Raw genomic sequence first — 15,581 nt, 5'->3', positions numbered from 1 at the left:
CGCAGGGAGCGTCGCATGCAGGATCTTGGCTTGGTGCAGGAACGGCAGGGCGATGCCCCGGCGCGCGCGGATGTGTTTCCGCACGACCGGGTGGTGTTCTTCAGCGATGCGGTCTTCGCCATCGCCATCACCCTGCTGGCCATCGAGCTCAAGCTGCCCGACGCGGAAATGGTCGAGCGCCTGGGCGAGGGCGCGGCGAACGGCCATACGCTGGCGCTGTTCATCGCCTACTTCGTCAGCTTCCTGGTCACGGCCACCTTCTGGATGAGCCATATGCAGACCTGGCGCCACGTGCGCCATGTCAGCGGCCGGCTGGTGTGGGGCACGATCTGGCAGCTGATGTTCGTGGCGCTGATGCCGTTCGCCACGCGCGAGTACTCCGAGTCGGTCAGCAGCGCCTCGCCCGGGCGCTTCGCCTTCTACGCGGTGGTGCTGGCGACGATCTCCTTCTTCGGCTTTCTCACCCGGGTGTGGGTGGCGCGGCAGGAGTCGCTGGCCGAGCGCCTGGGCGCGGCCCAGGCGCGTTGGTTCGTGGTGCGCAGCACGGTGTCGATCGCGGTGTTCCTGCTGGCGATCCCGCTGGCCTACCTGTGGCCCAACCCGTACTCGGCGTTCTTCTTCATGCTGATCTGGCCCGCTTCGTTCCTGACCCGGCGCCTGATGCTGGGCAAGGCCGGCTGATCTTTTTTAGGTAACCAAGGCACCCGTGAATCCGTCCGACGTTGAATCCTGCGACCTGTTGATCGAAGCCGGCTATGTGGTGCCGGTCGAACCGCACGCGGTGGTGCTCGAGCAGCACGCCGTGGCCATCACCGACGGGGCGATCGTGGCCATCGCGCCGATCGCGCAGGCCCGCACGCGCTTTGCCGCCAAACAGGTCGTGCAGCGGCCCGAGGCTGCGCTGATCCCGGGCCTGGTGAACGCCCACACGCACAACCCGATGACCCTGCTGCGCGGCATCGCCGACGACCTGCCGCTCAAGGTCTGGCTGCAGCAGCACATCTGGCCGGTGGAAGGCGCGGTGATGGGCCCGGAGTTCATCGCCGACGGCATCACCCTGGCGATCGCCGAGATGCTGCGCGGCGGTACCACCTGCGTCAACGAGAACTACTTCTTCCCCGACGTGCAGGCGGCCACTTACAAGCACCATGGCTTCCGCGCGCGCATCGGCCTGCCGGTGATCGACTTCCCCACCGCCTGGGCCAGCAGCGACGACGAGTATTTCGACCGCGCCGGGCAGGTCCACGACCAGTGGCGCGACGATCCGCTGATCGCCACCGCGTTCGCGCCGCATGCGCCGTACACGGTCAACGACGCCAACTTCGAGCGCGTGCGCATGCTGTCCGACCAGCTCGACGTGCCGGTGCACCTGCATCTGCACGAGACGGCGCAGGAGGTGGAGCAGTCGCTCAAGGACTACGGCCAGCGTCCGATCGCGCGCCTGGACCGCATGGGCCTGATCAACGACCGCCTGATCGCCGTGCACATGACACAGCTGACGGAGGGCGAGATCCACCTGTGCGCCGAACGCGGCGTATCAGTGGTGCACTGCCCGGAATCCAACCTCAAGCTCGCCTCGGGCTTCTGCCCGGCCTGCGCGCTGGCCCGCGCCGGGGTGAACCTGGCCATCGGCACCGACGGCTGCGCCTCCAACAACGACCTGGACATGTTCGGCGAGACCCGCACCGCGGCGATCCTGTCCAAGGCCGTGGCCCAGGACGCGGTGGCGCTGGACGCCTTCGCCGCCCTGCGCGCGGCCACGCTGGGCGGGGCCAGGGCGATCGGCTTCGACCATCTGGTCGGCACGCTGGAGGTGGGCAAGCAGGCCGACATCGCCTGCGTGGACCTGTCCGCGCTGGAGACCCAGCCGCTGCACCACGTCGTCTCCCAGCTGGTCTACGCCACCGGTCGCCATCAGGTCACCGACGTGTGGATCGCCGGGCGCGAACGCCTGGTCGACCGCCAGCCGGTCGGGATCGACATGGCCGGCGTGGTCGCCAACGCGCGCCAGTGGCGCCAGCGCATCGCCGGCCTGCATCCGGCCTGACCCCTCACGCTCCCTGATGCGGCCCTTGCGCATGCTGGCCGCTGTTTCCCGCGGCCCCACGGCCGCGAGGCCTTCGAAAAGGAACGCGCCATGACCCCCGCATCCAACGCCAATTTCCACCAGGCCGAACTGGACAAGTTCGGCGCCCTGGCCACCCGCTGGTGGGACCCGGACGGCCCGCAGAAGGCGCTGCACGCGCTCAACCCGGTGCGCCTGCAGTACGTCGCCAGCCGCCTGCCGCTGGCCGGCAAGCGCGTGCTGGACGTGGGCTGCGGCGGTGGCCTGCTGAGCGAGGCGCTGGCCGCGGCCGGCGCCCAGGTGGTCGCCATCGACCTGGCGCCGGAACTGCTGAAAGTCGCGCGCCTGCACAAGCTCGAATCCGGGGTGGAGGTGGACTACCGGCAGATCGCCGTCGAGGCGCTGGCCGAGGAGGAGCCGGAAAGCTTCGATGCCATCACCTGCATGGAGATGCTCGAGCACGTGCCCGATCCGGGCGCGGTGATCGACGCCTGCGCGCGCCTGCTCAAGCCCGGCGGCCAGCTGTTCATGTCCACGCTCAATCGCACCCCGGCCGCGTTCGCGCTGGCGGTGGTCGGTGCCGAGTACATCGCCAAGCTGCTGCCCAAGGGCACCCACCGCTATGCCGATTTCATCAAGCCGGCCGAACTGGCCGCCTGGGTGCGCGCCAGCGGCCTGCAGATGCGCGATGTCAGCGGCCTGGTCTACGAGCCCTGGCGCAGCGCCGCCCGCCTGAGCCGGCGCACCGAAGTGAACTACCTGGCGTGCGCGGCGAAGGCATGAGCGTAGCGGGCGAGGGAGCTGGCGGCGCAGGCCAGGACGAGCGCGAAGGCGCTTCCAGCCCGGCGCAGCGGGTCGTCGGCCCCTGCTTTCCGCCTGTGGCGTTGTTCGACCTCGACGGCACGCTGCTGGACAGCGCGCCGGACATGCTGGCCACGGTCAACCGGATGCTGGCCGCGCGCGGCCGGGCGCCGATGGTGCTGGCCGACATCCGGCCCCACGTGTCCAAAGGCTCGAGGGCGATGTGCGGGGCGGCGTTTCCCGAACTGTCGCCGCAGGCGCGCGAGGCGCTGGTGCCGGAGTTCCTGCAGGTCTATGCCGAGGAGCTGGGCCGGCATGGCGCCCCGTTCGACGACATCGAGGCGATGCTGGCCGCGCTGGAGGCCCACGGCAGCCGTTGGGGCATCGTCACCAACAAGCCCGAGGGCCTGGCCCGCGACCTGATGCCGCTGCTGGGCTGGCAGACGCGCTGCGCCGTGCTGATCGGTGGCGACACGCTGGCCGAGCGCAAACCGCATCCGCTGCCGTTGCAGGAGGCCGCGCGCCTGCTCGGCGCGCGCATCGACGACTGTGTCTATGTGGGCGACGACGCGCGCGACATCCAGGCCGCGCGCGCCGCCGGCATGCCCGCGATCGCCGCGCTGTGGGGTTATCGCCTGGACGACGACGATCCGGTCAGCTGGCAGGCCGAGGTGATGCTCGACACGCCGGCGCAGCTGCTGGACCCTGCGCATTGGCCGCAGGTCGGCGGGCGCTGATGTCCACCGCCCTGGACAGCTTCCTGGACAAGTGGCGTGCCCGCTGGCCCGAGTGGCCGCTGGTGCAGGCCTTCGTGCCCGCCGCGCAGCGACCGCTGGCCGAGGCCTGGTTCGCGTTGCTGCAGGAGCTGTTCGATGCGATGAACATCGCCGGCGATCCGCTGCCTGCCGATGCCAAGCTGGCCTGGTGGGGCGAGGAACTGCGCGACTGGTCGCGCAGGCGTTCGCGCCATCCACTCGGCCGCGTGCTGGAGCCGGTCCCGGCGCCGTGGGAGGTGCTGGCCGATGCGCTGCCAGGACTGACCCTGATGCGCTCGTTGCCCGAATCGCCCGATGCCGCGCTGCCGCTGGTGATGCCGCTGGCCAATGCGATCCAGCAGGTCGAGGCGGCGCTGTTCCCCGGCGCGCGCAGGGTCAACGCACTCGAGCCGATGGCCGCGCAGCTGCTGTTCCTGCGCTGGATGGAAGTCCCGCCGCACGCCGATACCTTCGCCTGGCGCGATGCGCTGCTGGCGCGTTGGCCCGCGCGCGTGGGCGGACCGCGCCCCCGGCGCCTGATCGCCGCGCTGCTGCGCCTGCGCCTGGCCAACCTGCATGCCGACGCGCAGGGCAGCACACCGGCGAGGCCCGCCAGGCTGGTGTGGACTGCGTGGCGTGCGGCGCGTGGTGGTCACTAAAGTCGCGATTGCGGTACTCGCTGCCGCGCGACGCTCGGTACATCAGGGCAATCGAGAGAATTCGATTGTCGTTTCCGCGAAGGCGGGAACCGAGTGTCTTGGCTTCGGCGTGCGAAAAGTCCATGGGGTCCCGCGTTCGCGGGAATGACGGCCCCTTTTTCTGATCGTTCGCGATACTGGCTTTTAGACAGTGCGTCGTTTGGGCGCAGACCGTGTCTGCGTCCATCGAGCGATAGAGGATCTACACAGTGATCCCTAAACCCGTCATTCCCGCGAACGCGGGAATCCATGGACGTTGCACCCCGATACATCAGCCGCCCAGGCCCTCCGCTACGCCCGCGGGCCGCGGCGCCACGGTCGCCTCAATCCGTCCCTGGCAACAGGAAGTTGCCCGGTCGCGGCCCATCGCTCTCCAGCAGCACCGGGGCCTGGGCCTCGTCCTTGAGCTGCACGCCGGAGAGCTGGCGGCGCATCGCTTCGCCCATCAGATAGGCGAGCTTGTGCATGGCCGTGTCGTAGGACAGGCCGGCGGCGCGGATGTTGGAGATGCAGTTGCGCGCCGCATCGGTCAGGCCCACGCGCGGGCCGAAGGTCAGGTAGGCGCCCAGGCTGTCGGGCGAGCTCAGGCCCGGGCGCTCGCCGATCAGCGTCACGCACAGGCGCGCGCCGAGCCGTTCGGCGATCTCATCGCCCACGGCCACTCGGCCCTGTTCGACCACGCAGATCGGGGCCAGCGACCAGGCCTGCGCGCGCGCGTGGTCGCGCAGGCGCTGCAGCAGGGGCGTGGCATGGGTGTGCACGGCCAGGGCGGACAGGCCGTCGGCGACGACGATGCAGACATCGCAGCTGCGCGCCTTCAGCGCCGCATGGGCGCGCAGGGCCTCGACGGAGGCGTCGTCGAGGCGACGGCCCAGGTCCGGGCGCTGCAGATAGGTCTCGCGGTCCGCGGCGGCGCTGTGCAGCGGCAGCACGTCCAGCGCCAGCGCGCCGGCGGCCTGCGCGAGCGCCGCGCGGTCCAGCGGCAGATGCACCGCATCGCGGGCCTGCGCATGGGCGAACTGGAACTCCAGCTGCGCGCGCGTCGGCAGGCTGGTGCCGGCGCGGCCCAGGGCGATGCGCGCCGGCGTGAGGCGGCGCAGCGCGGCCCAGGCGTCGGGCGCGGTCGGCGAGGGTGGGTCGTCCTGCGCGCTCACAGCTGCCCCAGCGCCTTGCGGAACGGTGCCGGCACATCGCGCCCGAGTTCGAAGCGGCCCTCGCGCAGGCGCAGGATCTGCATCTTCTCCAGCCAGGCCTCGAACTCCGGCGCGGCGCGCAGGCCGAGCACCTGGCGCGCGTAGAGCGCATCGTGGAACGAGGTGGTCTGATAGTTGAGCATCACATCGTCGCTGCCCGGGATGCCCATGATGAAGTTGATCCCGGCCGCGCCCAGCAGGGTCAGCAGCACGTCCATGTCGTCCTGGTCGGCCTGCGCATGGTTGGTGTAGCAGATATCGCAGCCCATCGGCACGCCGAGCAGCTTGCCGCAGAAGTGATCCTCCAGCCCGGCGCGGATGATCTGCTTTCCATCGAACAGATACTCCGGCCCGATGAAGCCCACCACGGTGTTGACCAGCAGCGGCTTGAACTGACGCGCCACCGCGTACGCCCGCGCCTCGCAGGTCTGCTGGTCCACGCCGTGATGCGCCTCGGCCGACAGCGCGCTGCCTTGCCCGGTCTCGAAATACATCACGTTGGCGCCGACACTGCCGCGGCCCAGCGCCAGGCCGGCCTCGTAGCCTTCCTGCAGCAGCGCCAGGTTGACGCCGAAGCTGGCGTTGGCGCCTTCGGTGCCGGCGATCGACTGGAATATCAGGTCCACCGGCGCGCCGCGCTCGATCGCCTCCAGCGTGGTGGTGAGATGGGCCAGTACGCAGGACTGGGTGGGGATCTCGTAGCCGCGGATCACGCCGTCGAGCATCTTCAGCAGCTCGACGATGTCGCCGGTGCTGTCGCTGGCCGGGTTGATGCCGATCACCGCATCGCCGTTGCCGTACAGCAGGCCGTCCAGCACGCTGGCGGCGATGCCGGCCGCATCGTCGGTGGGATGGTTGGGCTGCAGGCGCGTGGACAGCCGCCCGCGCAGGCCCAGCGTATTGCGGAAGGCGGTGGTCACGCGCACCTTGGCCGCCACCAGCACCAGGTCCTGCACGCGCATCAGCTTGGACACCGCCGCGACCATCTCCGGCGTCAGCCCCGGCGCCAGCGCGGCCAGGCTGGCCTCGGTCGCGGCCTCGCCCAGCAGCCAGTCGCGGAAGTCGCCGACGGTCAGGTGCGCGACCGGCGCGAAGGCCGCCGTGTCGTGGCTGTCCATGATCAGCCGGGTGACCTCGTCGTCCTCGTAGGGGATGACCGCCTCGTCGAGGAAGTGCCGCAGCGGCAGCTCGGCCAAGGCCATCTGCGCGGCCACGCGCTCGCGGTCGGTCTGCGCCGCCACGCCGGCCAGGCGATCGCCCGAACGCGCCGGCGTCGCCCGCGCCAGCAGGGTCTTGAGATCGGCGAAGCGCCATTGCGCCCCGCCCACGCGATGGACGAATCCGCTCATGCGGGCAGCATGCCGATGGGCGGATTCAGGCCGCGTCGACCGCGCGGTCCGGCTGCGGACCGCCGCCGCGCAGGCTCAGCCGGCACACGCCCATGCCCAGCGCCATCAGCAGCACGAACACGCCGGCGATCTGCGGGTTGAACCACACCATCGCCACCAAGCAGACCACCGCCAGCAGCAGCGCGATGCCCGGTACCAGCGGGTAGCCCGGGGCGATGAAGCTGCGCGCCAGGCTGGGTTCGCTGCGGCGCAGCTTGAACAGGCTCAGCATGCTCATGATGTACATCACCACCGCGCCGAACACCGACATGGTGATCATCGCCGCGGTCAGGCTCATGCCCTGCAGGCTGACCAGCCCGTCGCTGTAGATCGCCGCCACGCCGATCAGGCCGCCGGCGAGGATGGCCCGGTGCGGTGTCCGGAAGCGCGACAGCTTCGCCAGCCCGTGCGGCAGGAAGCCGGCCCGCGCCAGCGCGAAGAACTGGCGCGAGTAGCCCAGGATGATGCCGTGGAAGCTGGCGACCAGGCCGAACAGGCCGATCCACACCAGCATGTGCAGCCAGGTCGAGCTGTTGCCGACCACCGCCTTCATCGCCTGCGGCAGCGGATCGTTGATGTTGCTCAAGGCGCGCCAGTCGCCCACGCCGCCGGCGAAGAGCATCACGCCGAACGCCAGCACCACCAGGGTCAGGATCCCGGCGATGTAGGCGCGCGGGATGGTGCGCCTGGGGTCCTTGGCCTCCTCGGCGGCCATGGCCGCCCCTTCGATCGCCAGGAAGAACCAGATCGCGAACGGGATCGCCGCGAAGATCCCGGCCAGCGCCGCGGCGCTGAAGCGGTCCGAGCCCGCCCAGCCACCGGCGGCGAAGTTGGCCAACGAGAAGCCCGGCGCGACCACGCCCATGAACACCAGCAACTCCAGCACCGCCAGCACGGTGACCACGACCTCGAAGGTGGCCGCGATGCTCACGCCCAGGATGTTCAAGCCCATGAACACCACATAGGCCCCGACCGCGGCCAGCTTGGGATCCAGCGCGGGGAACTGCACGTTGAGATAGGCACCGATGGCCATCGAGATCGAGGGCGGGGCGAACACGAATTCGATCAGCGTGGCGATGCCGGCCACCATGCCGCCGGTGGCACCGAACGCGCGCCAGCTGTAGGCGAACGGCCCGCCCGCGTGCGGGATGGCAGTGGTCAGCTCGGTGAAGCTGAAGATGAAGCAGGTATACATCGCGGCCACCAGCAGCGTGGTGACCAGGAAGCCCAGCGTGCCGGCCACGCCCCAGCCGTAGCTCCAGCCGAAGTACTCGCCGGAAATGACCAGCCCGACCGCGATGCCCCACAGGTGCAGCGTGCCCAGCGTGGGCTTGAGTTGCTCGTTGGACATCGCGCATCTCCAGGGGGGAAGGGCTGTGGTGCTGCGAGCGATGCGCCGCGCCGCAAGCTTGGGCGAGGTCGCAGCACCGCAGGCCACGCATCGCGACCCGGATCCACGCCACAAGGCCGCAGACGCCGGGCGCTGACGATCCGGTTATACCGGCAATGCCCGGCCGGTGGGCTGACAGCGAAGGGTAGGGGGTAGGCAGTGGGAGCCGCCATGGCGGCGAGTGGCTTTCCCGGCGAGGCCCCATCGCCGCCATGGCGGCTCCCACGGATCAACTCGCTGACCCAACCCGCGGACGCTACTTCCCGCGCTCCAGCACCAGCAGCGGATCGATGCGCACATAGAACCAGTTCATGCCCCAATGCAGATGCGGTCCGGTCGCGCGCCCGGTGGCGCCCACCGCGGCGATCACCTGGCCCTGCCGCACCGCGTCGCCCACCTTCACGTCGATACGCGAGAGGTGCAGGAAGTTGGAGCTCACGCCGAAGCCATGGTCCAGCACCAGCGTGCCGCCGGTGAGGTACAGGTCGGGCGCGGCGAAGGTCACCACGCCGCCGGCCGGCGCCTTGACCGGCGTGCCGGTCGGTACGGCGATATCCATGCCCGAATGCCCGGCGGGCGAGGGCTGGCCGTTGTAGACCCGGGCATTGCCGAAGCGCCCGCTGATCCGTCCCTGCACCGGCCAGAGGAAGGGCGTGGCGAAGTCGGTGCGGTCATCGTCGCGCGTGCGCACCGCCGTCACCGCGGCCTGTTCGCGCTCGATGCGCGCGGCGATCTCCGGCGGCGGGTTGACGGACTTGGGCGGGACGCCGTTGACGCGCTCGGTGGGCCAGTCGCGCGGCGTCACCGCGATCTCGACGGTCTGCGCAGCCGCGCCCGGCGCGCTCACCTGCACGCGCAGTGGCCCGGTCTCGTTGCGGCCCACGCCGAACACCACCGTGCCATAGCCGCTCACCCGCAGCGTGCGTCCCCCGTAGCGCACCACGCTGCCTGGCGCGACCTTGCCGAACACCAGCGCGCCCTGCGACACCGACGCGGGGAAGGTCGCCGCTTCAGCCTGCTGCGCCTGCGCCGCGGCCCCGCCCAGGACCGTGGCGCCGCCGGCCAGCGCCAGCAGCGCGGCCAGCCACAGCCGCCTCAACGCTCGAACTCCAGGCGCATGCCGCGCGGCGTACCGACCAGCTGCTCGCCGTTCCACACCATGCGCCCGTTGACCCAGGTCGCGTCGATCTTGTGGTGGAAGGTGGTGCCCTCGAACGGCGACCACTCGCACTTGGACAGCACGTCCTCGCGCCTGACGGTGAAATCCTCGTCCTCCACCAGCACCAGGTCGGCCCAGTAGCCCTCGCGCAGGAAGCCGCGCTCCTTGATGTCGAACAGCTGCGCCGGCGCATGGGCGAACTTCTGCACCACCTGGGCGATGCTGAGCTTCTTCTCGTGTACCAGCTCCAGCGCCGCCACCAGCGCGTACTGCACCAGCGGCAGGCCGCCGGGCGCCTTGGTGTAGTCGGTCTGGGACTTCTCGTCCAGGGTGTGCGGCGCATGGTCGGTGGCCAGCACGTCGATGACGTTCTCGGCCACGGCCTTGATCAGCGCGACGCGGTCGGCCGGGTCCTTGATCGCCGGATTGCACTTGATCAGGTTGCCCAGGCGCGCGTAGTCGGTGCGGTCGAAGCGCAGGAAGTGGATGCAGGTCTCGGCGGTGATCTGCTTCAGGCGCTTGCCGGCCTTGTCCACCAGCGGCCCGGCGTTGAACAGCGCCAGCTCGTCGGCGGTGGACAGGTGCAGCACGTGCAGGCGCGTGCCGTGCCGCCTGGCCAGCGACAGCGCCAGGCGCGTGGAGGCGATGCACGCCTGGCGCGAGCGGATGTCGGGATGGAACTCCACCGGGATCTCATCGCCGTACTGCGCGCGGTAGCGCGCCAGGTTGGCGTTGATGGTCGGGGTGTCCTCGCAGTGGGTGATGATCGGCACCGGCGCGTCGCGGAAGATCGCGTCCAGCGTGTCCGGATCGTCCACCAGCATGTTGCCGGTGGAGGCGCCCATGAACACCTTCACCCCGGGCGTGGCGCGCGGATCGACGCGCTGGATCTGCGCCAGGTTGTCGTTGCTGGCGCCCATGTAGAAGCCGTGGTTGCCCCAGGCCCGCCCCTTGGCCAGCGCGTACTTGGCCTCCAGCGCCTCGGCGGTGAGGGTGGGCGGGTTGGTGTTGGGCATGTCCATGAAGCTGGTCAGCCCGCCGGCCACGGCCGCGGCCGACTCGGTGGCCAGATCGCCCTTGTGGGTCAGGCCCGGCTCGCGGAAGTGCACCTGGTCGTCAATCATGCCGGGCAGCAGCCAGCGGCCGCCGGCCTCGATCACCGTCTGGCCGGCGTTGATCGCGATCTGCGGCGCGATGCGCGTGATGCGGCCGTTCTCGATGCTGAGATCACCTGTGGTCTCGCGCCCCTCGTTGACCATACGGGCGTTGACGATCACGGTGGCGGGCATCGGCAGGATCCTGAATGCGGTGAGGAGGCGTGGGGCGCGGGCGGCACCGGGTCGTCGCCGCCCGGATGCAGCGGATGGCAGCGGCCGATCCGGCGCAGCGCCATCCAGCCGCCGCGCAGCGGGCCGAAGCGCTCGATCGCCTGCATGGCGTAGACCGAGCAGGTCGGCTCGAAACGGCAGCGTGGGCCCAGCAGCGGGCTGATGAAGCGCTTGTAGCCGCGCAACAGGGCGATGAGTCCGCGTTGAAGCATGGTCCGATGATAAGCCATGGTTTTGCGCGCCTGTGATTGGTGTGGTTGCCGCACCTGTCCGGGTAGGCTATAAAGGCCCGCTTTTCCCGGCCCGGGAATGATTCAAGGACGCTGTTCGTGGCAGCCAAGAAACCCGCAAAAAAGGCCGTCAAGGCCGCCAAGACCGCTGTCGTCGCCAAGAAGGCGGCCGTCGCCAAGTCGCCGGCCAAGGGCGTGGTGGCCAAGAAGGCCGCGCCTGCGCCGGCCAAGAAGACGGCAGGCAAGACCGCACCCGTGAAGAAGGCCACGAACCCCAGCACCGCCGCCAAGACCACGGCGGCGAAGAAGCCGGCGCCCGCGCCGGCCAAGAAGGCCACGGCAGGGAAGGCCGCGCCGAAGACCGCTCCGCAGCCGGCTGCCAAGCCCGCTCCGGCTAAATCCGCTCCCGCCAAGGCGACCAGCCCCAGCAAGGCCCCCGCAGTGAAGACCGCCGCGACATCGGCCCCTGTAGCGTCGGCTGCCAAGGCTGCCCCTGCAAAGAACACAGTGCCCGCTTCCAAGACCCCTTCGAAAACCGAAAAACCCGCCGCCCAGGCCAAGCCTGCCGTTGCCCGCGTGACCGGCAAGATCGCCGTGGCGGTCACCGGCCGCACCCCGGAACCCGCCCCCAAGGGCAAGGTCCGCAAGGTCGAGTACACCGTCGATGAGGCCACCGGCCGCCCCGTGCTGCCGGCCGGCTACAAGCCCAAGGCCGACGAGGAATACATGGGCCCGCTGCAGCTGGAGTACTTCCGCCAGCGCCTGCTGCAGTGGCGCGCCGACCTGGTGGAGGAATCCAAGCAAACCATCGAGAACCTCAAGGACGAAGTGCGCGACGTCGGCGACGAGGCCGAGCGCGCCACCCGCGAGACCGAGAACTCGCTGGAACTGCGCACCCGCGACCGCTACCGCAAGCTGATCGGCAAGATCGACAGCACGCTCAAGCGCCTGGACGCCGGCGACTACGGCTACTGCGTCGACACCGGCGAGGAAATCGGCCTGGAGCGCCTGGAGGCGCGCCTGACCGCCGAGCGCACCCTGGACGCGCAGGAGCGCTGGGAGCACCTGCAGAAGCAGCAGGGCGACTGACGCCTGACCCGATTGTCATGAAGAAAGAGCCCCGCTGACGCGGGGCTTTTTTTGGGCCCTTCCCAAACCAGGGACCGCGGCGCATGGATGTCCATGGCTTCGGAGGAGCGGCGGCCCTTCTTTTCGGGGAAGACCTTCCTCGCTCGCTGAAGAGCAAGACGCGGCGTTCCGCGGGAGCAGACATGGCGGCGATGGAGCTCTGCATAACGAGCGGGGTGCTTGGTCAACGAGAAGTGGCTGCTTGCCGTCTTCCTTCTTGCGGCAATGCGCCTGATGATCGGTCATGGCGGAATTTTCGGAGCCTGGGCGCCGGGACGCTGCGTGGTCACCAGGCACATGAAGGTCTCATGCTGGTAACGGCTCATACGCAGTTGCTGGCCGTTGTCCATCGTGACCACATGGTGGCCGTTGAACCAGGGATCGATCGTCTTGATGCGCTGAATGTTGACGATTGCCGTGCGGTGGACACGCGCGAAGCGTTGCGGGTCAAGGCGCGCCTGCAGCGTCGTCATGGTCTCGCGCAGCTCGTGCACGCGGCCGGGCACGTGAATCTGCACATTGTTGCGGTTTGAGCGGATCCAGATGATGTCCTGGACATCGACGAAAACCACACGCTCGCCTTCGCGCACCGGGATGCGCACCAGGTAGTCCTCGCGCCGGCGCAGCATATCCAGCGCTTGCATGATCCGCGCGGCGGCCTCGCCGTCGGAGCCCTGCGCCGCCGCCAGCCGTAACTTGACCCGGCGAAGCGCATCGGCGAAACGTTCGCGGCCGAATGGCTTGACCAGATAGTCGACGGCGTTGGCATCGAAGGCGCGCACCGCGAACTGTTCGTAGGCGGTCACGAAGACGGTCGCCGGCATGCGCGAAGCGCCGATCGTCGCCACCACGTCGAGACCGGTGATGCCGGGCATCTGGATGTCCAGAAACACCAGATCGGGCGAACTCTCGCGGATCCTTTCGACGGCGGATACCCCATCGCCGCACTCGCCGACCAGTTCGATCTCAGGGTCATCGCGCAACAGCCGAACGATCGCAAGCCGCGCGATTGGCTCGTCGTCGATGACCAGCGCGGTGATGCTCATGCGCGCGGCACTTCGGGATCGTCTTCTTCGTTGAACAGGCCGGCGTCGCGCCTGTTGGCGGCTACTCCCCGGCTGTCGCGTCCGAATGTTTCGGCCGTGGGCTCTTCGAATGCGCGGAACGGCAACTGGATGCGGCAGACGACGCCTTGCGGCCAGGTGATATCCAGGCGCACCCGCGCGGCATCGCCATACAGCTCCTTCAGCCGCAGGCGGGTGTTGGACAGGCCGATGCCGTGACTAGGGGCCTGCCTGGTATCGCAGGCGAGCGGGTCGGCGCGAGTGCTAGCACCTTGATTGTCGATGTCGCTGTTACGGTTGCGCACGTCCAGGTAAAGCATATCGCCTTCGCGGCGGCTCTCGATCTCGATGCTGTCCGCGCCCACGCGCTTGCCGATGCCGTGGTGGATCGCGTTCTCGACGATCGGCTGCAGGATCAGGCTCGGCACCGCGCAGTCGAGCGTGTCAGGAGCGATGTAGATCCGTGTGGTCAGGCGGTCCTTGAAGCGCGTGCGCTGGATGCCAAGATAAAGCTCCAACAACACCAGTTCCTGGCGCAGGCTGATTTCCTGGCCATCGTAGTCCTCCAGGAACGCGCGCAGCAGCTCGCTTAGGCGCAGCAGCATGTCCTCGGCCGAGGCGCTGTCCTCTTCGAGCAGGGTGATGATGGCGTGCAGCGTGTTGAACAGGAAATGCGGCTGCAGCTGCGACCTGAGTACGAGCAGCCGCGATTGTGCCAGGTCGGTCGCCAGCTGGCTGGCCTCCAGCTCACGTCGCGCTTTCTCGGCGTGGAAGTGGACGGCCTGCTGGATGGCGAACAACATCCAGTAGGTCAACAGGCCTATCGCGTAGTGTTGCTGCAGGAAGTACCTGAGCTGTTCGTCGAAGCCGCTGGGTTCGAACAGCGTGGACACCATCGCGCCGATCATCATCGCGATGAACGTCACGCACAGGCTGATCAGAAGCTGCCTGCCCAACCCGTGGAAGATCAGCGTATCGCGTACCGGGTAGCGCTCGGCCAGCCGGAACACCGTGGGTGCGAGGGCCGCCCAGGTGTACCACTGGATCAACGACCAACGGAGCATGTCCCAGAGCGGCCAGTTGGTGGCGGGCATTCCGTGGTTGAGCTTGTTCTGAAGAGCGAATAGCAGCGCGACCGCTGTCCACAACGCCATGTAGGCGAACAGGCCGATCTTGAGACTGCCCAGGCGGATCTTCATGCTGCTCCGGTGTCGACTTGGCTTGCGGATGGTGGCGTGCGGATCAGGGCGACGGCGTCTTGCCCTCCGGCGTTCAGTGAGGGCGGCCGCATCGTAGGCGCATTTGCATGCCGTCGGAAGCGATTCCGGCGGCCGGCTACGATTGGTGGGCGCACTACTACGATTGGTCCCGAATTGCTTCCCAGCGCCACGACGCCACGGCCTGATGGCGGTGCCGGAGCGTGCGTCACCCGCCTCCGGCTCCTTTTCCCGTGCCGGAGCCACTGCAATGTCCATCGTGCATCACCTCGCCCTGGTCGCGTTGCTTGCGACTGCGTCTCATGCTGCCAACGCTCACACCGAGGGAAGCGACACACGCTATTTCAAGCTGATCAATACCAGCTACGACAGCGTGGTTTCGGTCTCGGTGGCACCCGCCGGCGACGGCAATTTCGTGCCGATCACGATCGCGCCACTGCCTGGAGGCTTCAACGTGGCGATCATCGAAGTCTCCGGCGCGCATTGCGTGCAAGACTTCCGCATTGGCTTTCGTGGCGGCCGCACATTGCTATACAGCGATATCAACGTGTGCCGCAGCAGTGGGCTGTACCTGAGGGCGATCGATGGCAGGCGCACGGATGTCGATGCCAGGGCCCCGAATACCACGCGCCCGCGTGGCCTTCTCATGCGCGGCGGGTAAGCGGCCTGGGTCTCGGGGCAGGCGCTGGAGGCGTCGCTATTCAGGGTCGTAATCCAGATTCGAAGCCAGCCAGCGTTCGGCCTGGGCCAGCTCCACGCCCTCTGGAGGGTCACAGCGCAGGCGCCATTACGGATGCGAGGCCGACCATGCTCGACATCAGTGCGGCGGGAGCGAAGTGTCATTCCCAGTGACGTGCTCAGGAAAATAGGTGTTCCGATTGAACGACATCGATCAGAACCACTTAAAGTGTCTGGGCGCTTGTAGGGCCGGTAACTTATTGATCGTGGTGGCGCTGGCACCTGTCTGTCGATGCGCCGAAAGCATTTAGGCCTGCTAATCTCAAGCCCCCATTTCCACAGTGCAAACCATGCTGGCACTGTTTGCGCTTGTTCTGACCGCTGTCTCCTGGCGTTGTGAGCGTTCGGTGAGAACAATGAGGCTGGGCCTACTGGATTGGACGAAAGGGCGAGCCGCACATCTTTTCGTTGTTGGTGCTGGACCAAG

General features: G+C 68.5%; 15 protein-coding genes. 7 read left to right on the top strand and 8 right to left on the bottom strand.

What is annotated here, in order from left to right:
• Nucleotides 1-15 precede the first annotated feature (15 nt).
• The 5 genes from QE438_RS06075 (at nucleotide 16) to QE438_RS06055 (ending at nucleotide 4,280) form a co-directional block, all read left to right on the top strand.
• Entirely contained in the window at nucleotides 16-681 is a 666-nt protein-coding gene (locus QE438_RS06075) for a TMEM175 family protein (protein WP_306991771.1), read from the top strand.
• A 25-nt stretch (nucleotides 682-706) separates the two neighbouring features.
• Nucleotides 707-2,047 (top strand): TRZ/ATZ family hydrolase, encoded by a 1,341-nt coding sequence (locus tag QE438_RS06070; protein ID WP_130532059.1) that lies wholly within the window; start codon nucleotides 707-709, stop codon nucleotides 2,045-2,047.
• Between the two features lie 90 nt (nucleotides 2,048-2,137).
• A complete protein-coding gene (gene ubiG, locus QE438_RS06065) occupies nucleotides 2,138-2,848 on the top strand; it encodes a bifunctional 2-polyprenyl-6-hydroxyphenol methylase/3-demethylubiquinol 3-O-methyltransferase UbiG (protein ID WP_130532058.1) in 711 nt (236 codons plus the stop codon).
• Nucleotides 2,845-3,603: a phosphoglycolate phosphatase gene (locus QE438_RS06060; protein ID WP_306991772.1), complete on the top strand. Its 759-nt coding sequence runs from the start codon at nucleotides 2,845-2,847 to the stop codon at nucleotides 3,601-3,603. The genes ubiG and QE438_RS06060 overlap by 4 nt, the downstream gene beginning before the upstream one ends.
• Nucleotides 3,603-4,280, top strand: a complete 678-nt coding sequence (locus tag QE438_RS06055; protein WP_130518115.1) for a phytoene/squalene synthase family protein — start codon at nucleotides 3,603-3,605, stop codon at nucleotides 4,278-4,280. The genes QE438_RS06060 and QE438_RS06055 overlap by 1 nt, the downstream gene beginning before the upstream one ends.
• 362 nt (nucleotides 4,281-4,642) lie before the next feature.
• Here the strand turns inward: QE438_RS06055 and eutC are convergent, their stop codons facing one another.
• From eutC to yidD, 6 genes are all read right to left on the bottom strand, one after another.
• Nucleotides 4,643-5,473, bottom strand: a complete 831-nt coding sequence (gene eutC, locus QE438_RS06050) for an ethanolamine ammonia-lyase subunit EutC (RefSeq protein WP_306991773.1) — start codon at nucleotides 5,471-5,473, stop codon at nucleotides 4,643-4,645.
• Nucleotides 5,470-6,861, bottom strand: a complete 1,392-nt coding sequence (locus tag QE438_RS06045) for an ethanolamine ammonia-lyase subunit EutB (protein WP_306991776.1) — start codon at nucleotides 6,859-6,861, stop codon at nucleotides 5,470-5,472. The genes eutC and QE438_RS06045 overlap by 4 nt, the downstream gene beginning before the upstream one ends.
• A 25-nt stretch (nucleotides 6,862-6,886) precedes the next feature.
• Nucleotides 6,887-8,251 (bottom strand): ethanolamine permease, encoded by a 1,365-nt coding sequence (gene eat / locus QE438_RS06040; protein ID WP_306991777.1) that lies wholly within the window; start codon nucleotides 8,249-8,251, stop codon nucleotides 6,887-6,889.
• A 295-nt stretch (nucleotides 8,252-8,546) separates the two neighbouring features.
• A complete protein-coding gene (locus tag QE438_RS06035; protein WP_307184147.1) occupies nucleotides 8,547-9,380 on the bottom strand; it encodes a M23 family metallopeptidase in 834 nt (277 codons plus the stop codon).
• A gap of 5 nt (nucleotides 9,381-9,385) precedes the next feature.
• Nucleotides 9,386-10,738, bottom strand: a complete 1,353-nt coding sequence (locus tag QE438_RS06030; RefSeq protein ID WP_306991779.1) for a dihydroorotase — start codon at nucleotides 10,736-10,738, stop codon at nucleotides 9,386-9,388.
• Complete coding sequence (gene yidD, locus QE438_RS06025) at nucleotides 10,723-11,007, bottom strand: membrane protein insertion efficiency factor YidD (RefSeq protein ID WP_130518129.1); 285 nt, start codon at nucleotides 11,005-11,007, stop codon at nucleotides 10,723-10,725. The genes QE438_RS06030 and yidD overlap by 16 nt, the downstream gene beginning before the upstream one ends.
• 99 nt (nucleotides 11,008-11,106) lie before the next feature.
• Between yidD and dksA the strand changes: the two genes are divergently transcribed.
• On the top strand, nucleotides 11,107-12,096 hold the full coding sequence (dksA, locus tag QE438_RS06020) for an RNA polymerase-binding protein DksA (protein WP_130518131.1): 990 nt from the start codon (nucleotides 11,107-11,109) through the stop codon (nucleotides 12,094-12,096).
• A gap of 281 nt (nucleotides 12,097-12,377) precedes the next feature.
• Here dksA and QE438_RS06015 read toward each other — a convergent pair whose 3' ends face one another.
• Nucleotides 12,378-13,181, bottom strand: coding sequence for a LytTR family DNA-binding domain-containing protein (locus QE438_RS06015; RefSeq protein ID WP_306991782.1), 804 nt, complete (start codon nucleotides 13,179-13,181; stop codon nucleotides 12,378-12,380).
• On the bottom strand, nucleotides 13,178-14,398 hold the full coding sequence (locus QE438_RS06010) for a histidine kinase (RefSeq protein WP_306991784.1): 1,221 nt from the start codon (nucleotides 14,396-14,398) through the stop codon (nucleotides 13,178-13,180). The genes QE438_RS06015 and QE438_RS06010 overlap by 4 nt, the downstream gene beginning before the upstream one ends.
• A gap of 268 nt (nucleotides 14,399-14,666) precedes the next feature.
• Between QE438_RS06010 and QE438_RS06005 the strand changes: the two genes are divergently transcribed.
• Nucleotides 14,667-15,077, top strand: coding sequence for a hypothetical protein (locus QE438_RS06005; protein WP_306991787.1), 411 nt, complete (start codon nucleotides 14,667-14,669; stop codon nucleotides 15,075-15,077).
• The last annotated feature ends 504 nt before the right edge of the window (nucleotides 15,078-15,581 follow it).

The organism is Pseudoxanthomonas sp. SORGH_AS_0997 (assembly GCF_031453535.1).
Classification (GTDB): domain Bacteria; phylum Pseudomonadota; class Gammaproteobacteria; order Xanthomonadales; family Xanthomonadaceae; genus Pseudoxanthomonas_A; species Pseudoxanthomonas_A winnipegensis.
Note: the sequence above shows the minus strand (reverse complement) of the source record. Positions and strands in the feature narration are given on the sequence as shown.